The organism is Rhizobium sp. KDH_Rht_773_N, from assembly GCF_052946295.1.
This window is the reverse complement of sequence record NZ_CM129525.1, coordinates 407,133-429,015: the sequence shown is the minus strand read 5'-3', so window position 1 is coordinate 429,015 and position 21,883 is coordinate 407,133. Positions and strand designations below refer to the sequence as shown.

19 protein-coding genes and 1 pseudogene are annotated in these 21,883 nt (G+C 63.5%); 15 read left to right on the top strand and 5 right to left on the bottom strand.

Going from position 1 to position 21,883, the window contains the following annotated elements; genetic code table 11:
• Positions 1-6: 6 nt before the first annotated feature.
• The 3 genes from ACU8HS_RS02250 to ACU8HS_RS02240 form a co-directional block, all read right to left on the bottom strand.
• Complete coding sequence (locus ACU8HS_RS02250; RefSeq protein ID WP_113497698.1) at positions 7-522, bottom strand: GNAT family N-acetyltransferase; 516 nt, start codon at positions 520-522, stop codon at positions 7-9.
• Between the two features lie 33 nt (positions 523-555).
• On the bottom strand, positions 556-1,050 hold the full coding sequence (locus ACU8HS_RS02245) for a cupin domain-containing protein (protein WP_447015331.1): 495 nt from the start codon (positions 1,048-1,050) through the stop codon (positions 556-558).
• Positions 1,051-1,173: 123 nt separating this feature from the next.
• Positions 1,174-1,530, bottom strand: coding sequence for a hypothetical protein (locus ACU8HS_RS02240; RefSeq protein WP_112566077.1), 357 nt, complete (start codon positions 1,528-1,530; stop codon positions 1,174-1,176).
• Between the two features lie 343 nt (positions 1,531-1,873).
• On the opposite strand from ACU8HS_RS02240, the gene ACU8HS_RS02235 reads away from it, so the two are divergent.
• The 3 genes from ACU8HS_RS02235 to ACU8HS_RS02225 all read left to right on the top strand — a co-directional run bounded on the left by ACU8HS_RS02235 (position 1,874) and on the right by ACU8HS_RS02225 (position 5,149).
• A complete protein-coding gene (locus ACU8HS_RS02235; protein ID WP_112566080.1) occupies positions 1,874-2,329 on the top strand; it encodes a 6,7-dimethyl-8-ribityllumazine synthase in 456 nt (151 codons plus the stop codon).
• Positions 2,330-2,332: 3 nt separating this feature from the next.
• Positions 2,333-2,815 carry a transcription antitermination factor NusB gene (gene nusB, locus ACU8HS_RS02230; protein ID WP_112566083.1) on the top strand — a complete coding sequence of 161 codons (483 nt, stop codon included), beginning with the start codon at positions 2,333-2,335 and terminating at the stop codon, positions 2,813-2,815.
• Positions 2,816-3,010: 195 nt separating this feature from the next.
• Positions 3,011-5,149, top strand: coding sequence for a sodium-translocating pyrophosphatase (locus ACU8HS_RS02225; RefSeq protein ID WP_112702913.1), 2,139 nt, complete (start codon positions 3,011-3,013; stop codon positions 5,147-5,149).
• A gap of 72 nt (positions 5,150-5,221) precedes the next feature.
• Here the strand turns inward: ACU8HS_RS02225 and ACU8HS_RS02220 are convergent, their stop codons facing one another.
• Entirely contained in the window at positions 5,222-5,755 is a 534-nt protein-coding gene (locus tag ACU8HS_RS02220) for an outer membrane protein assembly factor BamE (protein ID WP_112566089.1), read from the bottom strand.
• A 188-nt stretch (positions 5,756-5,943) separates the two neighbouring features.
• On the opposite strand from ACU8HS_RS02220, the pseudogene ACU8HS_RS02215 reads away from it, so the two are divergent.
• The 6 genes and pseudogenes from ACU8HS_RS02215 to ACU8HS_RS02190 all read left to right on the top strand — a co-directional run bounded on the left by ACU8HS_RS02215 (position 5,944) and on the right by ACU8HS_RS02190 (position 10,374).
• Positions 5,944-6,535, top strand: a pseudogene (locus tag ACU8HS_RS02215) (ubiquinol-cytochrome C chaperone family protein).
• An 11-nt stretch (positions 6,536-6,546) separates the two neighbouring features.
• Positions 6,547-7,101, top strand: coding sequence for a YceD family protein (locus tag ACU8HS_RS02210; protein WP_447015330.1), 555 nt, complete (start codon positions 6,547-6,549; stop codon positions 7,099-7,101).
• Positions 7,102-7,204: 103 nt separating this feature from the next.
• Complete coding sequence (plsX, locus tag ACU8HS_RS02205) at positions 7,205-8,251, top strand: phosphate acyltransferase PlsX (protein ID WP_447015329.1); 1,047 nt, start codon at positions 7,205-7,207, stop codon at positions 8,249-8,251.
• Positions 8,252-8,270: 19 nt separating this feature from the next.
• A complete protein-coding gene (locus tag ACU8HS_RS02200) occupies positions 8,271-9,242 on the top strand; it encodes a beta-ketoacyl-ACP synthase III (RefSeq protein WP_112702914.1) in 972 nt (323 codons plus the stop codon).
• Positions 9,243-9,348: 106 nt separating this feature from the next.
• Positions 9,349-9,687, top strand: a complete 339-nt coding sequence (locus ACU8HS_RS02195) for an integration host factor subunit alpha (protein ID WP_007819963.1) — start codon at positions 9,349-9,351, stop codon at positions 9,685-9,687.
• A 144-nt stretch (positions 9,688-9,831) separates the two neighbouring features.
• On the top strand, positions 9,832-10,374 hold the full coding sequence (locus ACU8HS_RS02190) for a MerR family transcriptional regulator (protein ID WP_112566107.1): 543 nt from the start codon (positions 9,832-9,834) through the stop codon (positions 10,372-10,374).
• A 67-nt stretch (positions 10,375-10,441) separates the two neighbouring features.
• Here the strand turns inward: ACU8HS_RS02190 and ACU8HS_RS02185 are convergent, their stop codons facing one another.
• Positions 10,442-10,783: a response regulator gene (locus tag ACU8HS_RS02185; RefSeq protein ID WP_112566423.1), complete on the bottom strand. Its 342-nt coding sequence runs from the start codon at positions 10,781-10,783 to the stop codon at positions 10,442-10,444.
• A gap of 190 nt (positions 10,784-10,973) precedes the next feature.
• Here ACU8HS_RS02185 and ACU8HS_RS02180 point away from each other — a divergent pair, with 190 nt between their 5' ends.
• The 6 genes from ACU8HS_RS02180 (at position 10,974) to ACU8HS_RS02155 (ending at position 21,786) form a co-directional block, all read left to right on the top strand.
• Complete coding sequence (locus ACU8HS_RS02180; RefSeq protein WP_447015328.1) at positions 10,974-12,608, top strand: response regulator; 1,635 nt, start codon at positions 10,974-10,976, stop codon at positions 12,606-12,608.
• 180 nt (positions 12,609-12,788) lie between these two features.
• A complete protein-coding gene (gene bcsN, locus ACU8HS_RS02175; RefSeq protein WP_447015327.1) occupies positions 12,789-13,766 on the top strand; it encodes a cellulose biosynthesis protein BcsN in 978 nt (325 codons plus the stop codon).
• 55 nt (positions 13,767-13,821) lie between these two features.
• Positions 13,822-16,020, top strand: coding sequence for a UDP-forming cellulose synthase catalytic subunit (bcsA, locus tag ACU8HS_RS02170; protein ID WP_112566426.1), 2,199 nt, complete (start codon positions 13,822-13,824; stop codon positions 16,018-16,020).
• Complete coding sequence (locus tag ACU8HS_RS02165) at positions 16,017-18,434, top strand: cellulose biosynthesis cyclic di-GMP-binding regulatory protein BcsB (protein ID WP_112566116.1); 2,418 nt, start codon at positions 16,017-16,019, stop codon at positions 18,432-18,434. The genes bcsA and ACU8HS_RS02165 overlap by 4 nt, the downstream gene beginning before the upstream one ends.
• Positions 18,431-19,477 carry a glycosyl hydrolase family 8 gene (locus ACU8HS_RS02160; RefSeq protein WP_113412411.1) on the top strand — a complete coding sequence of 349 codons (1,047 nt, stop codon included), beginning with the start codon at positions 18,431-18,433 and terminating at the stop codon, positions 19,475-19,477. Before ACU8HS_RS02165 ends, ACU8HS_RS02160 begins: the two co-directional genes overlap by 4 nt.
• The gene (locus tag ACU8HS_RS02155; RefSeq protein ID WP_113412410.1) at positions 19,474-21,786 is read left to right on the top strand and encodes a cellulose synthase; all 2,313 of its coding nucleotides are present in this window, start codon (positions 19,474-19,476) and stop codon (positions 21,784-21,786) included. The genes ACU8HS_RS02160 and ACU8HS_RS02155 overlap by 4 nt, the downstream gene beginning before the upstream one ends.
• The last annotated feature ends 97 nt before the right edge of the window (positions 21,787-21,883 follow it).

Genomic DNA, 21,883 nt, shown 5'->3' with positions numbered 1-21,883 from the left:
AGCGCTCTAACGCGAAAACTGGATGATCGGGCCGTTATAGTCCGTGCGCGCCGTTTCCCTGAAGCCGAGCTTTTCGGCGACCCTCAGTGAGGGCGTATTGTCCGGGCTGATGATGCAGGTCATCGGCCGCCCCGGAAACGCTGTCTCACCCCAGCCAATGATCGCCTTCAGCGCCTCGGTGGCATAGCCTTTCCCGTGGGCCGGCGGCATCAGCGCCCAGCCCACCTCCATCGTGCCTTCGATCGAGGGCTGCATGTCGCGCCTGGCTTCCAGGAAACCCGCTTCGCCGATGAAGCGGCCGCTTTCCTTTTCCTCGATCGCGAAGAAGCCGAATCCCATGTGATGCCACATGCCGGCCAGGCGCAGCAGGCGCGACCAGCTCTGCTCGCGGCTGGAGGGCACGCCGCCGATGAAGCGTACCACGTCCTCGTCGCGCCAGAGTTCGAAATGTGCGTCGAAGTCTTCAAGCCGGTGCGCCCGCAGAATGAGCCGTCCGGTTTCCAGTCGCGGAATATCGATCATGAAAATATCACTCTGAATGGATTGCTGATGATGTCAGAAGCCCGGCTCGCCGTCCCAATAGTCGAGCGCGTTTTCGCCGCGGCCGATATGGTCGAAGGAGCTGCCGTCGCGGTTGGTCCTGGCGAGAAACTTGCCGGAATCGGGATATTCGCAGATTTCGGTCTTCGCCTTGGTCGACAGCCCGAGATAGATCAGCGGCGTCGATCCGGTATTGATGATCTGATGCGCCGTTTCCGGGCCGCCCGCCGGCGCGCCCAGCACGTCGCCCTTCCTGATCGCATGGCGCTGCTCGCCGAAACGATATTCGCCGGTTCCCTCGATAATGTAGAAGAGCTCGTCTTCGACGTGGTGATTGTGGAAAGGGCAGGCGGATTTGCCCGGCGGCACTTCGTTGTAGCTGATGCCGAGATTGGTAAGCCCGAGCTCTTTTCCGAAAGACGTGTCGCGGCTTTCGAAGAGCTTTCCCCTCGTCCAGTGTTCGAGGGCGAGATCGGCCGTGTTGATGACCGGTTTTGCGTGCGTCGCCATAGGCTTGTCCTCCGCTTCGGCGAGAAGACAATCCTGTGGCGGAAAATGCAACAGCGATCTGGGGAAAAGCGGTACGGGCGGTGAGGAGATCAGCCGCCCATACGCGCCTTTCTGTTGGCGGCCTCAGCGAACGTAGAACGTGATGCTGCCATCGGCTGCCTGTTCGGCGTTCACGACATTGCGGATGTTGACGCCGTCATTGTTGAGCTTGTGCGCCAGCGACTTGTTGGCGTCGATCGAGGCCTGGATGGCGTGGACAGCGCTTTGCGGGCGCTGCAGCACGGAGCGCGGGCCGGTGTCCTCGTCATCGAGATTGTGCCAGTTGTAGACCGGCTGTACGTCGAAATTGCCCTGGAAGGTGCGAAGCGTCTGCTCGATACCTTCTGCGCTATTCATGCCGAGGCTTTCAGCCCGGCTGACGCCGGCAAATGCAAGGGAGGTGAAAGCGGCGGCGATGGTGATTTTGGCAACGCGGTTCATGAGAGTGTCCTTTCGTCTGCTGCGACGGTCGGCTGTCAACAGGGATCGTCTGCGTTACGACTGGGATCTGGCGCTGCAGCATGGGCCTTTCAATGGCGTAAGTCGCTGAAAATCAATTAAAAATTGTTCATGAATCCTGCCTTGGATTTGCCGTTTTTCCGTCACCCGGCTAAGCATGTTTTCTGCGTCGCCGCGCCAGGGACTGCCGCGTCCGCCTATCCCATTGCAGATATTTTGACTTTCGCCCCGGAGCGCTGCCCGAATTTGCTTGCCATTCGCTCGAAGGCATGTTTTGACCGCGGCCTGCCCGAGTGGAAAACGCCCCTCCAACCGAAGGTGAACCATGCCGAAAGAGACCGCTCCCCATATTTTGATCGTCGAAGCTCGCTTCTATGACGACATGGCCGATGCTCTTCTGGAAGGCGCGACCTTCGCGCTCGAAGAGGCGGGGGCCACCTATGACGTCGTCACCGTGCCCGGCGCGCTGGAAATTCCGGCGGCGATTGCCATGGCGCTCGATGGCGCGGATAATGACGGCACGCAGTATGACGGTTTCGTCGCACTCGGCATGGTCATCCGCGGCGAGACCTATCATTTCGATATCGTGTCGAACGAGTCTTCGCGCGCGCTTATGGATCTCGCCGTCAGCGAATCCCTTGCCATCGGCAACGGCATCCTGACGGTCGAGAACGATGAACAGGCCTGGGCGCGTGCGCGCCGTTCGGACAAGGACAAGGGCGGTTTCGCCGCCCGCGCAGCTCTCACCATGATCGAGCTGAAGAAGAAGCTGGGTGCATAAAGAATGACTGACGAAAATACCGAACGACCGGTCAAGGCAGCCAACCAGCGGGGCGCCGCGCGCCTCGCGGCTGTGCAGGCGCTCTATCAGATGGATATCGGCGGCACCGGCGTTCTGGAAATCGTGGCCGAATACGAGGCGCATCGTCTCGGCCAGGAGATCGACGGCGAAACCTACCTGAAGGCCGATGCCGGCTGGTTCCGTTCGATTGTCTCGGGCGTCGTGCGCGACCAGCTCCGTCTCGATCCGCTGATCGCCTCTGCCCTGCAGGACGACTGGGCGCTGTCGCGTCTCGACAGCACCGTCCGCGCCATCCTGCGCGCCGGCGTTTTCGAGCTCGTCGACCGCAAGGATGTGCCGGTCGCCGTCATCGTCACCGAATATGTCGAGATCGCCCGCGCCTTCTTCGACGACGACGAACCGAAGCTCGTCAATGCCGTTCTGGACCGCATCGCCAAGCAGGTGCGCGGCGACCAGAAGAAATAGGCACTTAGCCGCCAAACGATCCCTCCCGTTCTTTCTGCGGAACTGCAAGGCTTTTGAGGTTTTGCAGGCTTGACGCGACGTTATCGACCACGCAATCTCCGCTCGCCGGCTGGGCGTTTCTGTGGAGAGGAGTCGAACCAGCGGCATTCGTCGCCGGAGAAGGAGTGAGCTCCGGCTTATGGGAGGAAAGAGCGAATGACCATTCTTTTATTGGTAATCGCGTGCGGCCTGCTCTCGGTGGTCTATGCCATCTGGGCAACCCGGTCGGTGCTTGCCGCCGATCAGGGCAACAGCCGCATGCAGGAGATCGCGGGTTATATCCGCGAGGGCGCCCAGGCCTATCTGACGCGCCAGTATAGAACCATTGCCATCGTAGGCATTGTTGTTTTCATTGCGGCATGGGTGCTCCTTTCCGCCACGGCCGCGATCGGGTTCCTGATCGGCGCCGTTCTTTCGGGTGCTGCCGGTTTCATCGGCATGCATGTCTCCGTCCGCGCCAATGTGCGCACCGCCCAGGCGGCTTCCGCCAGCCTCAAGGCCGGTCTGGACATCGCCTTCAAGTCGGGCGCGATCACCGGCCTGCTGGTTGCCGGCCTCGCACTGCTTGGCGTCTCCATCTATTATTATGTCCTGACGATCGTGCTCGGCCACGAAGCCGGCTCGCGTGAGGTCATCGACGCGCTTGTGGCGCTCGGCTTCGGCGCATCGCTGATCTCGATCTTTGCCCGTCTCGGCGGCGGCATCTTCACCAAGGGCGCGGATGTCGGCGGCGATCTCGTCGGCAAGGTCGAGGCCGGCATTCCGGAAGACGATCCGCGCAATCCGGCCACCATTGCCGATAACGTCGGCGACAATGTCGGCGATTGCGCCGGTATGGCGGCCGACCTTTTCGAAACCTATGCGGTCTCTGTCGTCGCGACCATGGTCCTGGCGGCAATCTTCTTTGCCGGCGCACCCATCCTGCAGTCGGCGATGATCTATCCGCTGGCGATCTGCGGCGCCTGCATCATCACCTCGATCATCGGCACCTTCTTCGTCAAGCTCGGCCCGAACGGCTCGATCATGGGCGCCCTCTACAAGGGCCTCATCGTCACCGGCCTTCTGTCGATCGTCGGTCTCGGTGCCGCGACCTCGCTCACCGTCGGCTGGGGTTCGCTCGGCCAGGTGGCCGGTTTCGACGTGACCGGCACGAACCTCTTCGCCTGCGGCCTCGTCGGCCTGCTGGTCACGGCGCTGATCGTCGTCATCACCGAATATTATACCGGCACCGGCAAGCGCCCGGTCGTCTCGATCGCCCAGGCGTCGGTTACGGGCCACGGCACCAACGTCATCCAGGGCCTTGCAGTATCCCTGGAATCGACGGCGCTGCCGGCCATCGTCATCGTCGGCGGCATTCTTGCCACCTACCAGCTCGGCGGCCTGTTCGGCACGGGCATCGCCGTCACCGCCATGCTCGGCCTTGCCGGCATGATCGTGGCGCTCGACGCCTTCGGCCCGGTCACGGACAATGCCGGCGGCATCGCCGAAATGTCCCACCTGCCGCCGGAAGTGCGCAAATCGACGGACGCGCTCGATGCCGTCGGCAATACGACGAAGGCCGTCACCAAGGGCTACGCGATCGGCTCGGCCGGTCTCGGCGCGCTGGTGCTCTTCGCCGCCTATGCGAACGACCTGCAATATTTCGCCGCGCATCCGGATCAGTATCCGTATTTCCAGAATATCGGCACGATCTCCTTCGATCTGTCGAACCCCTATGTCGTCGCCGGCCTGCTCTTCGGCGGCCTCATTCCCTACCTGTTCGGCGGCATCGCCATGACGGCCGTCGGTCGTGCCGCCGGCGCGATCGTCGAGGAAGTGCGCAAGCAGTTCCGCGAAAAGCCCGGCATCATGGAAGGCCGTGAAAAGCCCGACTACGGCAAGGCCGTCGACCTTCTGACCAAGGCTGCGATCCGCGAGATGGTCATTCCCTCGCTGCTGCCGGTGCTGGCGCCCGTCGTCGTCTATTTCGGCGTGCTCGTCATCTCCGGCTCCAAGGCGTCGGCCTTTGCCGCCCTTGGCGCATCGCTGCTCGGCGTCATCATCAACGGCCTCTTCGTCGCCGTCTCGATGACTTCGGGCGGCGGCGCATGGGACAATGCCAAGAAGAGCTTCGAAGACGGCTTCGTCGACAAGGACGGCGTTCGCCACATGAAGGGCTCGGATGCGCACAAGGCATCGGTGACGGGCGATACGGTCGGCGACCCCTACAAGGATACGGCCGGTCCCGCCGTCAACCCGGCGATCAAGATCACGAACATCGTGGCTCTGCTGCTTCTGGCGATTCTCGCCCACTGAAATAGCAAATCAGCGAAGTAAAAGACCCGCCGGATCGCTCCGGCGGGTTTCTAGTATCGGAAACAGGCTGCTTTAGCGCAGGCTGGACGGGTTCTGCGGCGTGCCGCCGGCACCGCCGCCGAACAGGCTGCGGGCCGCATTCGCCGCGCTGCCGCCGGACAGCATCTGCTGCAGGAAGGTGAGCTCGCGCCCGCCGGTCGGCGTCACGCGCGAAATCGTGTCGAAGACCTTGCCGTCCTGCAGGGTGTAGTTGGCGCGGCGGGAAACCACACCGTCCTTGTCGAAATAGATGGCGAGAATGCTCTGGTCGACGACGCGCAGCTTCTGGAAGGCCACCGAGCGCTGGCGGCGCTGCGAGATGTAATAGAAGACTTCGCCGTCGAAGGTTGCCGTCGTGGAAGGCGTGCCGAGCGACAGCAGCACCTGCTCGCGGCTGGAACCTTCGGGCACGAGCGCCAGCGACTGCTGGTCGACAATATAGCCGCCGTTCAAGACGGTGCTCGTCTGGCAGCCTGAAAGGGCGGTGGTGGAGGCGATTATGATGGCAATGGCGGCATTACTGAAGAATTTCATGTCTGACTTGAAATACCGTTTCTTCAACGACATCTACTCCCTTGAGTATCGATAGCAGCCATTCCGGGCACTGCGTGCTTCCTCCTGCAAAACCATTGTGGCCATTCCGGGGTCGAATTCTCCCGATCCGCCTCGTTGTGCACCGGAGCGCACCTGTCCCGAAACCGGCCACGAACAGCATTGCAATTCGCGCCTGCTTCGGTAAACCAGCTTTCGAAATCATGCAACAAGGCCCGGCCCCGCTCGGCGTCAAGAATGAGGCATTTCCGGAAAAAACAAATGATCTTCGGGCTCTTCGCAAAGAGAAACAGCAACCAGGCTATCGTGGACCGGCAATATGCCGCGCTGACGGCCGCCGCACGCATGCCGGAGCTCTACGAGCGCCTGAACGTTCCCGATACCGTCATGGGCCGTTTCGAGATGCTGTCGATCGCCATGATCCTGTTTTTCCGCCGCACCCGCGCCTCCGGGACGAGCGGCCAGGAAATCGCCCAGGAAATCGTCGATGCCTTCTTCCAGGATATCGACTATTCGATCCGCGAACTCGGCATCGGCGACAACAGCGTGCCGAAGCGCATGAAGAAGCTCGCGGGCATGTTCTACGGCCGGCTGGAGGCCTATTCGAAGGCGATGGATGCAGATGACGCGGCCGCTCTTTCCGTGGCCCTCCAGCGCAATATCTATCCCGAAGCCGCCGAGCCCGCCGACATGAGCGGGCTGGCGCACTGGATGATGGCGGCGGAAGCCCATCTGGCGGCCATCCCCGAAGAGGCGATCGCCACCGGTTCGGCGACGATTCCCGCGGTCGCCTGAGGAGCAGAATCATGAAGAAAGATCCGAGCGCGGTTCCCTTTTCCTATCCGGTCAAGGTCGGCCACATCTCCGCCAATCCCGTCGAGGTGCGCGTGAGCGCCGACAAGGACGAGCTGAAGGCGCTGGCCGAAAGCTGGAACGTCGTGTCGGTGGACAGCCTCCACGCCGACCTGCAGATCAACAGGTGGAAGCGTGACGGCATCCGCGTCAAGGGCCGGGTGCAGGCGAGAATCGTCCAGGCCTGCGTCGTGACGCTCGAGCCGGTCGAATCCGATATCGACGAGGCCTTCGAGCAGATCTTCGTGCCTGAAAATTCCAAGCTCGCCCGCCATCCCGCCAACGATGCCGGCGAAATGGTGCTGGATCCCGATGGCCCCGACCTGCCGGAAACCTTTACCGGCGATACGATCGATGCCGGCGAGATCGTCGCGGAATTCGCAGCGCTTGCCATCGATCCCTATCCGCGCAAGGAAGGTGCCGAGTTCGAGGGCCATATCGAAGACACGGGCGAGAATGACCGCAAGCCCTCCGCATTCGCCGCGCTCAAGGACTGGAAAAAGGACTGAAGCCTCCCCGGCATTTGACACAATTCAGTTGTAAGCGACGCCAAAACCGGTATTTTGGCCGAAATTTCGCCCCCCTCAGGCGAAAAAAAAGGATCAGGGACGCGTGATCAAAATATCTCTCGACCTCATGGGTGGCGACTTTGGTCCCCAGGTTGTCATCCCCGGCGCAGCCAAGGCGTTGGACAGGCATCCGGATATTTCCTTCGTCTTCTACGGTATCAAGGAACAGTGCGAGCCGGTTCTGGCAAAGTTTCCCAAGGTCCGGGAACGGTCTGTCTTCCATGATTGCGAACTCGCCGTCAGCATGGAAGAGAAGCCGAGCCAGGCGCTTCGCCGCGGGCGTTACATCTCCACCATGTGGCGCACCATCGAAGCGGTGAAGTCGGGGGAGGCCGATGTCGCCGTTTCCGCCGGCAATACCGGCGCACTCATGGCCATGGCGAAATTCTGTCTGCGCACGATGGCCAATATCGAACGCCCGGCGATTGCCGCCATCTGGCCGACGATGAAGGGCGAAAGCATCGTGCTCGATGTCGGCGCCACGATCGGCGCCGATTCGCAACAATTGATGGATTTCGCCTTGATGGGCGGCGCCATGGCGCGCGCGCTGTTCGAGCTCGAGCGTCCGACCGTCGGCCTGCTGAATGTCGGCGTCGAGGAAATCAAGGGCCAGGAAGAGGTCAAGGAGGCCGGTCGCCTGCTGCGCGAGGCCAACCTCGATTCGCTCGAATATTACGGCTTCGTCGAGGGCGACGATCTCGGCAAGGGCACGGTCGATGTGGTGGTGACGGAAGGCTTTTCCGGCAATATCGCCCTGAAGGCCGCCGAAGGCACTGCCCGGCAGATCGGCGCCTACCTGCGTGCCGCCATGTCGCGCACGCTGCTTGCCCGTATCGGCTATCTCTTTGCCAAGAGCGCCTTCGACATGCTGCGCGAGAAGCTCGATCCGAGCAAGGTCAATGGCGGCGTGTTCCTCGGCCTCAACGGCATCGTCATCAAGAGCCATGGCGGGGCGAATGCGGAAGGCATCGCCGCGGCCATCGAAGTGGGTTATGACATGGCCAAGAATGGCCTGACCCAGAAAATAGAAAACGATCTCAAGAAATATCATGCCAAGCGGCTGCCCCCGATCGGGCCGGAAGCCGCGTGAGCGACGGGGTTCAAGCAATATGATCCGATCAGTGGTTCGTGGTTTCGGGGCAGCACTGCCGAAACGCGTGATGACCAATCGCGAAATGGAAGGCATCGTCGATACGTCGGACGAGTGGATCGTCCAGCGCACCGGTATCCGCCAGCGCTACATTGCCGGCGACGACGAGACGACCTCCTCCCTCGGCGAGGCGGCGGCTCGCGCCGCGCTCGCCAATGGCGGCCTGACGCCCGACGATATCGATCTCATCATCTGCGCCACCTCGACGCCCGACAACACCTTCCCGGCGACGTCGGTCAACATCCAGAACCGGCTCGGCATGGCGCACGGCTTCGCCTTCGACGTCCAGGCCGTCTGCACCGGTTTCGTCTATGCGGTGACGACCGCCGATGCCTATATTCGCGGTGGCCTTGCCAGGCGCGTGCTCGTCATCGGCGCCGAGACCTTCTCGCGCATCCTCGACTGGAACGACCGCACCACCTGCGTGCTTTTCGGCGACGGTGCCGGCGCGATCGTGCTCGAAGCAGCCGAAGGCGAGGGGACGACGGCAGACCGCGGCGTGCTGACCGCCCATCTTCGCTCCGACGGCTCGCACAAGGACAAGCTCTATGTCGATGGCGGCCCGTCCTCGACGGGTACGGTCGGCAAGCTGCGCATGGAAGGCCGCGAGGTCTTCAAATATGCCGTGGGCATGATTACCGACGTCATCCAGGCCGCTTTCGATTCGACCGGAACGACCTCCGACGATCTCGACTGGCTGGTTCCCCACCAGGCCAATCGCCGCATCATCGACGGTTCGGCCAAGAAGCTCAACATTGCCCCGGAAAAGGTCGTCATCACCGTCGATCTGCACGGCAATACCTCTGCTGCCTCCATTCCGCTCGCTTTGGCGACAGCCGCCGGCGACGGACGCATCAAGAAGGGCGACCTCGTGATGCTGGAGGCCATGGGCGGCGGCTTCACCTGGGGTGCGGTTCTGCTGCGCTGGTAGGCGCAAATCCTGAAAAACTGGCGGCGAACAAGAGCTTGACCGTGAGGCACAAGACAAATAATCTTTGTCCACTTTCACAAAATATTTTCTATTGGGCGGGGAAACCATGACCGGAAAGACAGTGACGCGAGCAGATCTGGCGGAATCCGTTTTTCGGAAGGTCGGTCTCTCCCGGACGGAATCTGCTGAGCTGGTCGAAACGGTCATCGACGAAATCTGCAACGCCATCGTGCGCGGCGAAACCGTCAAGCTTTCCTCCTTCGCGACCTTCCAGGTGCGCGACAAGAACGAGCGCATCGGCCGCAATCCGAAGACCGGCGAGGAAGTTCCGATTTCGCCCCGCCGTGTCATGACCTTCAAGGCCTCGAATGTGCTGAAGACGCGCATTCTCAAGTCCCATGTTGCCCGCAAGGGCAAGACCAAGCCGCAAAACCCGGCAGCCTGACGGTCTTTTTCCCGCTGAACGAAAAGTTTTGCCGCACAGCGCTTCGGCTGTGCGCAACGCCAAGACGTGACTTGAATTCGCGGCTCCAAACCGTTGAAATATGATGAGTCGCCGTTTGGATGATCCGCGAGGTCGCGTAGCAGTATGACGTTGGACAAGAGCCCGGATGCCTTTCGCACCATCAGCGAAGTTGCTGATGACCTTGATCTGCCGCAGCACGTGCTGCGCTTCTGGGAAACGCGTTTTCCGCAGATAAAGCCGATGAAGCGCGGCGGCGGCCGCCGCTACTACCGGCCGGAGGATGTCGATCTTCTGAAAGGCATCCGCCATCTGCTCTACGATCACGGCTATACGATCAAGGGCGTGCAGAAGCTCCTGAAGACCAACGGCAACAAGTTTGTCGTCGCGGTCGGGCACGGCGATCTTGCAAGCGTCGAGGCGCTCTCGGCCAGCGTCAGCGATACCGTCGCCGGCGAACCGCGCGTCGCCATGGCGGAAGAGGATCAGATCGTCGGCCGCGCCAAGCCGCCGATCACCCGCCGCTTTTTCAATTTCGTCAGCGGCGAGGACGACCAGCCGGAAATCTCGGTCGGCAAATCGAGTGTCGGCAAGGAGGACCGTGCGCTGCTCCAGGAAGCGCTCTACGATCTCCTGGAATGCAAGCGACTGCTCGATCAGGTGCGATAGACCCTAAGCCATCGTTTTTTCCGCAATTCCGGACGCAAAGCCGGTTCCCGTTTTTGCCGGAACTGCTCTACGCCTGCATGCCCTTCAGCGCTTTTTCGAGATCGGAGAGCTGAAACGGTTTTCTGAGAATGGGCTGGTTCGAACTGCTGCCCTCGGGCGCGCTGCCGTATCCGGTGGCAAAGACATAGGGCTTGCCGAGCGCCTCGAGCAGTTTCGCCACCGGCAGCGAGCTTTTTCCCGCCAGTGACACGTCGAGGATCGCCGCATCGAATTCCTTGTTACGGGCCACGTCGAGCGCCTGTTCCAGATCGGGAACGCTGGCGCTGACGCGGTAGCCGAGATCTTCGAGCATCTCCTCGAGCAGCATGGCGATCAGCGCATCGTCTTCGACGATGAATATGTCTTTCATGGCCTCGTCCACCCTTTACCCTCGCGCCGGCCCTTGCCTGGCCCGGTGCCGGATATCACGGCTTATCTGTCCCGAGCCACCTGCTCGTCAAGGCTGGGGCGCCGTCTTGTGCGAGGTGGCATATTGCCGGGCCGGATTCGATATGCAAAAGCTGGAGGGCCGCTTTCGTAACGGAAGGGAAGGCTGGGAAATGGATCTGTTGAACGCCACGGACTGGCTGCGACACCGGCCGGGTTTGACCTATCCGCTCGCGCTCGCCGTCGTCGCCTTCACCTTCCTGCTGCGCGTTGCCGCCGGCGACTATCTCTCCGGCTTTCCCTTTCTGAGCTTCCTGCCCGCCGTGCTGGTCGCAAGCTTCATCGGCGGTGCCGGGCCGGGTGCCGTCGCCGCCCTTCTGTCGGGTTTCGTCGTCCAGCAATTCTTCGTCGAGCCGCGCAATGCCTTCTGGCCCGCCACGTTCGGCCAATGGATCGGCCTGTCGATCTTCATCGTCAACGCCTTCATCATCGTCGGGCTGATGCAGGCGGTCATCGTCTCGCATGGGCGGCAGGTGCGGCTGCGTGGAGAACTCAACGATTTCAACGGGAAGCTGGAAGACACGGTTGCCCAGCGCACCGGCGAACTCAAGCGCGAGATGGCCGAACACGCAAGCGCCCAGGCGCAGGTGCGCCAGTTGCAGAAGATGGAAACCATCGGCCAGCTGACGGGCGGCGTCGCGCATGATTTCAACAACATGCTGGCGATCATCATCGGCAGCCTCGACCTTGCCCAGCGGCGGCTGAACGGCAAGGAAGACCCGCGCCTGCTCAATTCGATCCAGAGCGCCAGGGACGGCGCGCAGCGGGCGGCGGTGCTGACGGCGCGGCTGCTCGCCTTTTCGCGCCAGCAGCCGCTGGCGCCCGAAATCGTCGATGCGAACAAGCTCGTCGGCGGCATGTCGGAACTGCTGCGCCGGACGCTCGGCGAGCAGATCAGCATCGAAGTGGTTCTGGCCGGTGGCCTCTGGCCGACCTTTGCCGATCTCAGCCAGCTTGAAAATGCCATTCTCAATCTCTCGGTCAATGCCCGTGACGCCATGCCCGATGGCGGCCACCTGACCATCGAGACGGCCAATACCGAACTGGACGATCGCTACGCGCGGCTGCACCAGGATGTGGAGGCCGGCCAATATGTGATGGTCAGCATCACCGATACCGGCATCGGCATGTCCCCCGAGGTTCTCGAACGCGCCTTCGATCCGTTCTACACGACGAAGGGATCCGGCAAGGGCACGGGCCTCGGCCTCAGCCAGGTCTATGGTTACGTCAAGCAGAGCAGGGGACACATCAAGATCTATTCCGAGATCGACCGCGGCACCACGGTGAAGATTTATCTGCCGCGCCATCTTGGCTCGGGCGTGGCGCGTCCGGCGCCCGCGACGAAGCCGATCCCGCAGGGGAGCGTCGAGGATACGATCCTCGTCGTGGAGGACGACCGGAACGTGCGGGAAATGACCGCCGAAAGCCTGCGCGAACTCGGCTACAGCGTGCTGCAGGCGGCAGACGGCCCCGAGGCGCTGAACCTGCTGGAGAACGAGCGCGTCGATCTCATCTTCACCGATATCGTGATGCCGCAGATGAACGGTCGCCAGCTCGCCGATGCCGTCACGGAGAAGTGGCCGGACATCCGGATACTGTACACGACCGGCTATACCCGCAACGCCATCGTCCACAACGGTGTGCTGGACCACGGCGTCTCGCTGCTTGCCAAGCCCTTCAGCCTGGAACAGCTCGCCCACAAGGTCCGCGAAGCCTTGAACGGCAAGCCTTCCGCCGATCAGGCGTGAGGCCCGGCAAGGGCCTGATCGCCGCCCCGGCCTGCGCTGGCCGCGGCCGGAATATTGACCATTTGTTAACCATAAGCATCGTTTATTCCTAATGAACGACATAAGGATTGTTGATTCGGAAATTCGCCGCGCTTTGTCCCCGCAGACAGAGATTAAAAATAAGATAGCAACGGCCAGGACATGCATTTTCCGAAGACGATATCGGTGGTGGCCGTTGCGGCCATGATGGCCGGCTGCACGTCGACAGGCGCAGTGCGTCAGCCCGCCGGGCCGGAGACGGTGGAGCCGGAAAAGGCGCTTGTCCTGCCGCCGCCCGGTGGCCCGTCGATCGTCAGCGTCGTCGAACGAAAGCGCGGAAACGGTGTGGAACAGACGATCTCGCTCTTCGCGTCCTCATCCGTTCCGGGCCAGAATTTCCTGAAAGTTCAGTTCCTTGGCGCGTCCGGCGCCAATCCCGGCGCCGGCAGCGCCTCTTTCCGGATGATCCGGGAAGGCGATATTGCCCGCGAGGCGGCGCGCTCGGTTCCCGGCGTTGCGATGGCGACTTCGGCCACCTTCCTGCAGAACAGCTACGGTCCCTTCGGTTATGCCTCCGGCCGCAGCCGCGCCGGCGATACCTGCATCTATGCCTGGCAGCAGATCCGCTCCAGCCGGTCGGCGCAGACCCAGGCGCGCAACTTCGGCATGATCCAGATCCGCCTGCGCCTTTGCGATGCCCGCGCCAGCGAGCGCCAGCTTCTCGGCATCGTCTACGGCTACACCGTCACCGGCACGTTCGACGGTGATATCTGGAACCCCTATGGCGCGCCGCCGCCTGCCAATCCAGCGCTCGGCCAGACCGGCGCGCCGATCTATCCGGACGAAGGCGGTTATCGCCCGAACGCCATGCCGATCGGCTACGAGCCTGCCCCGGCCGCGCTCCGCCAGCCGCAGGCCGTGACCGTGCGCCGCGCGCAGCCGGCGCCTGCCGCACCGGTCCTGCCGTCGCCGGTCGGCCCTCGCGTGCCGCTGCCGAACGACGACCTGCAGACGAATGCGATTGAGCCGCCGGCGGAAGTGCCCGCGCCGGTTCCACAGACAGCGAGGCCGATCGGCGTGACCGTGCCTTCGCCCGATTGCATAGGCAATGCGGCCATGACGGCCGCCTGCCGGAAATAGCAAACCTGCCCGGCGCGCCGATGCGTTACGGGCGAGCCATTTCGAAGGAATGTCCATGCGTAAGGCTGGCAGTATTGTCATATGGGCCGTGGTGTCGCTTTGTGTGATCGCCCTCGTCACGCTGCCCGTCAATCTGCAGACGCAGCTCATCGCCAGCTTCACCGTCGTTACGGTCATGGCGCTCATCAAGGTGCTGAAGGGCGAGGGCACATGGCGCCTGGTTGCGCTCGCCTTCGGTACGTCCATCGTGCTGCGCTACGTCTACTGGCGCACGACCAATACGCTGCCGCCGGTCAACCAGCTGGAAAACTTCATTCCCGGCCTGCTGCTCTATCTCGCGGAAATGTACAGCGTCATGATGCTGGCGCTGTCGCTCTTCATTGTCGCCACACCGCTGCCGCCGCGCCCCTCACGGGCCGGCAGGCTCGAGCGCTTTCCCCATGTCGATGTCTTCGTGCCGTCCTACAACGAGGATGCCGGCCTGCTTGCCAATACGCTCGCTGCCGCCAAGGCGATGGATTATCCGGCCGACAAGCTGCATGTCTGGCTGCTGGACGATGGCGGCACGTTGCAGAAGCGCAATTCCGGCAAGCTGATCGAAGCGCAGGCGGCTGCCGCCCGCCACGCCGAGCTCAGGCAGCTCTGCATCGATCTCGACGTCAATTACCTGACGCGCGACCGCAACGAACATGCCAAGGCCGGCAACCTCAACAACGGCATGCAGCATTCGAGCGGCGAGCTGATTGCCGTTTTCGACGCCGACCACGCGCCGGCACGCGACTTCCTGCTGGAGACGGTCGGCTATTTCGACGACGATCCGAAGCTTTTCCTCGTCCAGACGCCGCATTTCTTCATCAATCCGGACCCGCTGGAGCGCAACCTGCGCACCTTCGAAAAGATGCCGAGCGAGAACGAAATGTTCTACGGCATCATCCAGCGCGGCCTCGACAAGTGGAACGCCGCCTTCTTCTGCGGCTCGGCAGCCGTCCTGAGCCGCCGCGCGCTGCAATCGGCCAACGGCTTCAGCGGCATCAGCATCACCGAGGATTGCGAGACCGCGCTTGCCCTGCACGGCGCCGGCTGGAACAGCATCTATCTCGACAAGCCGCTGATTGCCGGCCTGCAGCCGGCGACTTTCGCAAGCTTCATCGGCCAGCGCAGCCGCTGGGCGCAGGGCATGATGCAGATCCTGCGTTTCCGTTTTCCGCTGCTCAAGCGCGGCCTCTCCCTGCCGCAGCGCTTCTGCTACATGTCCTCGTCGCTGTTCTGGCTGTTCCCGTTTCCGCGCACGATCTTCCTTTTCGCGCCGCTCTTCTATCTCTTCTTCGATCTGGAAATCTTCACCGCATCGGGCGGCGAGTTCCTGGCCTATACGCTCGCCTACATGATCGTGAACCTGATGATGCAGAACTATCTCTACGGGTCGTTCCGCTGGCCGTGGATTTCCGAACTCTACGAATATGTGCAGACGGTGCATCTGCTGCCGGCCGTCGTTTCGGTCATGCTCAATCCGAGGAAGCCGACCTTCAAGGTCACGGCCAAGGACGAATCCATCGCCATCAGCCGCCTGTCGGAAATCAGCAGGCCGTTCTTCGTCATTTTTGCCGTGCAGATCATCGCCGTCGCGATCACCGTCTACAAGATCTATGCCGAACCCTACAAGGCGGATGTCACCCTTGTCGTCGGCGCCTGGAACATCATCAACCTCATCCTTGCCGGCTGCGCGCTCGGCGTGGTTTCGGAGCGCGGGGAGCGGGCCTCTTCCCGCCGTGTGCGCGTCAACCGCCGCTGCGAATTCAGCGTCGGCGACCAGTGGTACACGGCCTCCATCGAGGATGTCTCCGTTCACGGCGCGCGGCTGCACGTCTTCAGCAAACATTTCGATGCGGTGCAGGTCGGCGCGCTCGGCGACATCCGGTTCCGCCCCTATAGCGGCGCCGATCTCGAAACCCTGCCCCTCATCGTCCGCAATATCGAACCGCTCGGCGATATCATAAATGTCGGCTGCCAGTATCAGCCGAAGAGCGCGCTGGATCACCGCCTGATTGCCGACCTGATCTTTGCCAATTCCGATCAGTGGACGCAGTTCCAGGCCTCGCGCCGCCGCAATCCCGGCCTGATCCGGGGCACCATATGGTTCCTCGGCCTGTCCTTCTACCAGACGAGCCGCGGCCTGGTCTATTTCTTCCGCAGCATGCGGCCGGAGCGGGAGGAACATCGCCAGCAGCAGGCGGCAAAGGTGAACGCCGGATGAGAAAGCTCTTCGCCGCGTCGCTCCTTCTGGCCTGCACATCGGTCCTCGCCTATGCGCAGATCAGCCCTTTCGATATGTCCGGCGAGCGCCCGGCCGGCGCGCCGCCGGTCAAGCCGCGCCTGACGCTGCCTGCCCAGCCCGCGCCGGCCCCCGTTCCCGTCGTGCCGCAGACGGCCGTCCCGCCGCCGGCGCCGCCTCCCGCACCGGCGCAGACGCCAGCCGCTCCGCCGCCTGTCGTCCGCCCTGTCGCGCCCGCTCCGCAGGCCGGTGACGTCAGGCGCTTTGTCGTGCCTTTCTCCGAACTCGGCCTCACGGGCGAATATGACCGCAGGTCATGGTCGGTCTATCTGACGACGGAACAGGCGGCGGCCAAGGCGCGGTTCACGTTCACCTATCAGAACGCCGTGGTCGTCGCTCCCGAGGCGTCGCAACTGACGGTGTTCATCAACAATCGCGCCATCGGCGAGCAGCAGATCGGTTCGCCCGACAGCCCCTCGGCGGTCAGTTTCGACGTTCCTCCGGGCCTGCTGCAGCCCGGCGCCAACCTCATCACCTTCGAAGCCAGCCAGCGCCACCGCACGGATTGCAGCATCGACTCCACCTATGAGCTCTGGTCGAACATCGATCCGGCCGGCACCTATCTGAGCTTTGCCGGCGGCGATGCCGGCCGGCTTTCCGGCACGGATGCGATCCGCGCCGTCGGCGTCGATGGTTCGGGCAAGACGGAATTCGAGCTTGTCGTGCCGGCAATGGAACAACCCGGCACCACCAGGCCGCTGCTCCGCCTGGCACAGGGCCTGTCGCTCCTCAGCGGCATGCCGAACCAGGTTTTTGCCTTCAGCACCGGCACGCTGCCATCAGGCGGCCCCGGCAGGATGGCGGTGCTCGTCGGTACGGCGGCCGAGCTGCGGCCGATTTTCCCCGGTCTTCCCCAGGGGGCAGAAAGCGCCCCGCTCGCGGCCTTCGTCACCGACCCGCGCAGCGGTTCGCCCGTCCTGCTGATCAGCGGTCCATCCTGGCCGGCGGTTTCGGCAGCGATCGATACCATCGTTTCTCCGACCGACCGTGCCCCCGAAATACGCCGCGACGTGCTGACCACGCAGCGCTGGTCGGCGCCCGACGCGCCGCTTCTTTTTGGCGATACGCGCATTGCGCTTTCGCAGCTCGGCATACGCACCGTCGATTTCTCCGGTCGCCGCTTCCGCACCGGCTTCAATATCGCGGTACCGGCCGATTTTTATGCCAATGCCTATGGCGAGGCGCAGATCCTGCTCGATGCCGCCTATTCCAGCAAGGTGCTTCCCGGCAGCCATATCGACGTCTATGTGAACGGCAATATCGCCTCGACCGTGCCGATCGCCACGACCAGCGGCGGCATTTTCCGCCAGTTGCCGATCCGCGTGACCATGCGGCATTTCAAGCCCGGCCTGAATTCGATCGCCATCGAGGCCGTGCTGACGACGCAGGAGGATGCGGCCTGCGCTCCAGGCGCGACGGCGTCGCAGACGCCGCGTTTTGCGCTTTTCGACACGTCCGAATTTCACATGCCGGATTTCGCCCGCGTCGGCCAGCGCCCGAACCTCGCGGCCATGGCCGGAACCGCCTATCCCTATGGCCGCAATCCCGAGCCGACGCCGCTCTTCGTCGATCGCACCGATGCCGACACGCTTTCGGCCGCCGCGACCCTGCTTGGACAGCTCGCCATCATGGCCGGCCACCCGATCGCCATCGAAACCGTCGCCTCGCCGGGCGTGATCGGGGACCGCAACGCCATTTTCATCGGCTCGATTTCGCAGATGCCCGCAACCGCGCTCGCCCAGGTCAATGTCGCAACGGCGAGCCAGGCGTCCTGGCGGCCGGCGAGCGAGCCGCAGCCGACGGAGATCGATAATCGACAGGCGCTGGAGGAATGGCGCTCGCGCATCGCGGGCGGCGCGCTGCAGGGCCGCATAGCGGCGTTCCGCGAATGGCTGCGCCGCAACTTCGACATTACCGGCAACTCGCTGCAGTTCATCCCGAATGCCGAACAGGTATTCACGCCGTCGAATGCGGCGACCCTGATGATCGCTCAGGGCAAGAGCCCGGATGGCGGCGGCGCCTGGACCGTCGTGACGTCCCCCTCGGCCAAGGACCTGCGCGAGGGGCTGAATGCGCTGACCGCCCAGATGAACTGGCCGCAGATATCGGGCCATATCACCACCTATTCCAGCCGCACCGGCAAGATCGAAAGCGTGCCGGTCACGCGCTTCGATTTCGTGCCCACCGCGGGCCTGTCGATCGCCAACTATCGCCTGATCGCGGCCAACTGGCTGTCGACGAATATTCTTTCCTATTCCTTCCTTCTGGTCGTGCTGTCGCTGCTGATCGGCCTCGTCACATCCAGAATGCTTTCAAGGCTCGGCAGGTCGAAATGAAAGGCTGGATCGCAACATTGCTGGCGGGCACGGCGATGCTGGCGCTTGCCGGCCATCCGGCACCCGCCCAGCAGCCGCGCATCAGCGGCGAGGCATGGGCGGCCTACAAGGCGAAGTTCCTCGATCCGGGCGGGCGCATCGTCGATAACGGCAACGGCAATATCAGCCACAGCGAGGGCCAGGGCTACGGCCTGCTGCTCGCCTATCTGGCCGGCGATGCCGCCGGTTTCGAGCAGATCTGGTATTTCACGAAAACCGAACTGCTGCTGCGCGATGACGGCCTTGCCGTCTGGAAATGGGACCCGTCCGCCAACCCGCATGTGACCGACACCAACAATGCGTCTGATGGTGACATATTGATTGCCTATGCGCTGGCACTGGCGGGCTCTGCCTGGAACCGTAGCGACTATATCACCGCAGCCACGCGCATGGCGCAATCGACGCTTGAGGAAAGCGTGGTCGATTTTACCGGCCGCACCCTGCTGTTGCCCGGCGCAAAAGGTTTCTCCGCCGCCGACCGCGACGATGGCCCCGTCGTCAACCCGTCCTATTGGGTCTACGAAGCGCTGCCCGTCATGGCCGCGCTCGCCCCTTCCGATCGCTGGCGGGAACTCGCCGACGACGGCCTTGCGCTGCTCAAGGCCATGCAGTTCGGCCCGCGCAAGCTGCCTGCCGAATGGGTAAGCCTGAAGCGCCAGCCGCGGCCGGCCGAAGGGTTCGAGGCCGTGTTCGGCTACAATGCGATCCGCATCCCGCTCTATCTGGTGCGGGGCGGCGTGACCGACGCGCCGCTGCTGACGCGCCTCAAGGAGGGCATGAGCGTGGCCGGCATGACCGCCACGATCGACCTGAATACCGGACAGCCGAAGACGGAGCTTTCCGACCCCGGTTATGAAATTGTTAACCACGTTGTGGCCTGTGTATTGGATGGAACTAAAATTCCTGCCGAAGCGCTGCAATTTGCGCCTGCCTATTATTACCCATCAACGCTTCAGCTTCTGGGGCTGGCCTATGTCGGGGAGAAGCATCCGGAGTGTCTGTGAAATCTTCTCTCGTGGCGGTTACGGCAGCAGTCCTGGTGGCGACGCTCATCGCCGGGCTGAAGGATCGTGAAGCGCTGCAGGAGCGCTTCGGCTTCGCCGGCAAGCCCCCCGAACTGATGATGATGGGCCGGATCAAGGGACCGGACGCGGCCTCCGGTCCGCCGGTTGACGTGCAGGCCGTGGCGGAACGGATCGAGGCCGCCACACAGGGCAGTTCCGCCGATCAGGAGCAGGGTCCCGCACAGACGCTTCTTGCCCAGACAGGTCAGGCCGGGCAGCCCGCTCCGGTTCCGGCCGTCCCGCCGGCCACGGCGCCCGCCGCCGCCCCGGCCGGTCCGCCGCCGGCAGGCGAGCCGCCGGCCGTCGACGAAAGCGCCCTTCGTTATTTCGCAAGCCGCGGCGATACGGTTCGCCTGCAGGCGGAAATCTCCCGCCTTCAGGCGCTCTATCCGAATTGGGTGCCGCCGGCCGATCCGCTCGCCATTCCGCAGAACGGCGACCGGCAGCTCGAAAACATGTGGCGCCTCTATTCGGAGGGCCGTTACGCCGAGCTGCGCAAGGCGATCGCCGACCGTCAGACCGGCGAGAGCGGCTGGCAACCGCCGGCCGACCTGCTCGACCGCCTCGACGTCGCCGAATCCCGTGTACGGCTGATCAATGCCTCCGATCTCAAGCAATATGCGACGGTCATCGATATTGCGGCCGCAACGCCGAGCCTGCTGACCTGCGCGGAGGTCGATGTGCTCTGGCGCGTCGCCGAAGCCTTCGTGGAGACGAACCGGCAGCAGCGCGGCCAGGATGCCTATAGCTACATTCTGAAGAACTGTACCGAGCCGGCCGAACGCGTGGCGACGATCCAGAAGGCCGCCGCGCTTCTGCCCTACGGCCCGATGCAGGCGCTGCTTTCGCTCGAAAGACCGGCCGACGCCAATGGTATGCGCGAGTTCGACAGTTTGCGCGACGATCTTGCCCGCCGCTTTGTTGCCGATGGCAACGACGATGCCCAGCTGGAGGTCGCTCCCGACTATGTTTCTCGCGTCGAGACGCTCGCCGAAGAAAAGGGCCAGCCCTCCGATGCTCTGCTGCTCGGCTGGTATCAGCTTCGCCGCAACAATGCGGCGGATGCCGAAAAATGGTTCCGCATGGCCCGCGACAGGCAGGATTCCGCCGTGGCTTCGCAGGGCCTGGCGCTGGCGCTGATCGCCCGAAAGTCGCCGCAGGAAGCCGAGGACGTCATGTACAGATGGCGCAACGATTCCAAGGATGCGACCGCCACCTATCTTGCCGCGACTGCCAACCTGATGGCCCTGCAGCCGCCGGCCGATCTCGGCGAGGACGTGCTCGGCCGCATCGCCGCGACGGTCATCGAGCAGAAATACGTGCCGACAGCCCAGCAGTTCGGCTGGTATGCCCGCTCCCTGAACCAGTTCCAGACGGCCGCCCGCTGGTTCGAGACGGGACTGCGCTGGAAACCGGATGACGAACCCTCGGCCTATGGCCTTGCCGTCACCCGCCAGCAGCTGAACGACCGTGCCGGGGTTGCCGAGATCCAGCGTCTCTGGGCCGGCCGCTCGGCCCGCATTGCCGCGCTGAGCGAGACCGCGGCCGCCGCCCGCGCCGGCGCGCCATTGCCGGCTCCGAACTCCGCGGCCGAGCCGCCCGAGGAAGTCCAATCCCGGACGCAGCAGCTGCAGCCGCGTCCCGTCGCGCCGCCGCAGCCTGTCGTGCGGGCAAGACCGGTAGAGGCCATGCAGACCGTTGCGGTCGGGCGCGGTCCGCGCCAGTTTCGCGGCTGCACCACGACAACGGATTCCGCCCGCCTGCGGCCCGGCGAGGCGCTGGCGCGCGGCTGGTGCCTGATGGATATCAACCGGCCGATGGAAGCGGTTGCGGCATTCGAGGCCGCGCTTGCAAGTCCCGTGCGTCGGGAACGCGAGGACGCCGCCTACGGCCAGAGCCTTGCCTATCTGCGCGCCGGCCTTTCCAACAGCGCTGCGGTCGCCGCCACCAAGGCGCCGCAGAACCGCGACCGCGCCTCCGAACTGCAGGTGGCAATCCTTGCCGATCGTGCGCTTGCCGCTTTCGAGGGCCGCCGTTACCGCGAGACGCTCATCTATCTCGACCAGCGCGCCCAGTTGCAGCAGGAGCGTGTCGACCTCATGGTGCTGCGCGGCTACAGCTACATGAACCTGAAAATGTATGGCGACGCCACGCGCGTTTTCGAGGCTGCGGCCGCCACCGGCAATCGCGACGCCACGCGCGGCCTGGCGGACGTGAGGAGCATCACCCATCCCGAGGTCAACGACTGACGCCTGCCGCGATCGTTGAGGTCCGTCCGCCATGCTCCAGGTTGACGCCGCTCGCGGGCTCGGTTAGTCGCGAAGGGCCTGACGGCTTTCCGCTTCG

What these genes read in the sequence shown, in the direction of transcription:
- ACU8HS_RS02235 (WP_112566080.1), top strand. Translation starts at nt 1,874, where the DNA reads ATGCCGAAAGAGACCGCTCCCCATATTTTGATCGTCGAAGCTCGCTTC.
- ACU8HS_RS02160 (WP_113412411.1), top strand. Translation starts at nt 18,431, where the DNA reads ATGAAAGGCTGGATCGCAACATTGCTGGCGGGCACGGCGATGCTGGCG.
- ACU8HS_RS02210 (WP_447015330.1), top strand. Translation starts at nt 6,547, where the DNA reads ATGAAGAAAGATCCGAGCGCGGTTCCCTTTTCCTATCCGGTCAAGGTC.
- ACU8HS_RS02180 (WP_447015328.1), top strand. Translation starts at nt 10,974, where the DNA reads ATGGATCTGTTGAACGCCACGGACTGGCTGCGACACCGGCCGGGTTTG.
- ACU8HS_RS02190 (WP_112566107.1), top strand. Translation starts at nt 9,832, where the DNA reads ATGACGTTGGACAAGAGCCCGGATGCCTTTCGCACCATCAGCGAAGTT.
- ACU8HS_RS02165 (WP_112566116.1), top strand. Translation starts at nt 16,017, where the DNA reads ATGAGAAAGCTCTTCGCCGCGTCGCTCCTTCTGGCCTGCACATCGGTC.
- ACU8HS_RS02220 (WP_112566089.1), bottom strand. Translation starts at nt 5,755, where the DNA reads ATGTCGTTGAAGAAACGGTATTTCAAGTCAGACATGAAATTCTTCAGT.
- ACU8HS_RS02185 (WP_112566423.1), bottom strand. Translation starts at nt 10,783, where the DNA reads ATGAAAGACATATTCATCGTCGAAGACGATGCGCTGATCGCCATGCTG.
- ACU8HS_RS02200 (WP_112702914.1), top strand. Translation starts at nt 8,271, where the DNA reads ATGATCCGATCAGTGGTTCGTGGTTTCGGGGCAGCACTGCCGAAACGC.
- ACU8HS_RS02245 (WP_447015331.1), bottom strand. Translation starts at nt 1,050, where the DNA reads ATGGCGACGCACGCAAAACCGGTCATCAACACGGCCGATCTCGCCCTC.
- ACU8HS_RS02225 (WP_112702913.1), top strand. Translation starts at nt 3,011, where the DNA reads ATGACCATTCTTTTATTGGTAATCGCGTGCGGCCTGCTCTCGGTGGTC.
- bcsN (WP_447015327.1), top strand. Translation starts at nt 12,789, where the DNA reads ATGCATTTTCCGAAGACGATATCGGTGGTGGCCGTTGCGGCCATGATG.
- ACU8HS_RS02240 (WP_112566077.1), bottom strand. Translation starts at nt 1,530, where the DNA reads ATGAACCGCGTTGCCAAAATCACCATCGCCGCCGCTTTCACCTCCCTT.
- nusB (WP_112566083.1), top strand. Translation starts at nt 2,333, where the DNA reads ATGACTGACGAAAATACCGAACGACCGGTCAAGGCAGCCAACCAGCGG.
- ACU8HS_RS02250 (WP_113497698.1), bottom strand. Translation starts at nt 522, where the DNA reads ATGATCGATATTCCGCGACTGGAAACCGGACGGCTCATTCTGCGGGCG.
- bcsA (WP_112566426.1), top strand. Translation starts at nt 13,822, where the DNA reads ATGCGTAAGGCTGGCAGTATTGTCATATGGGCCGTGGTGTCGCTTTGT.
- ACU8HS_RS02195 (WP_007819963.1), top strand. Translation starts at nt 9,349, where the DNA reads ATGACCGGAAAGACAGTGACGCGAGCAGATCTGGCGGAATCCGTTTTT.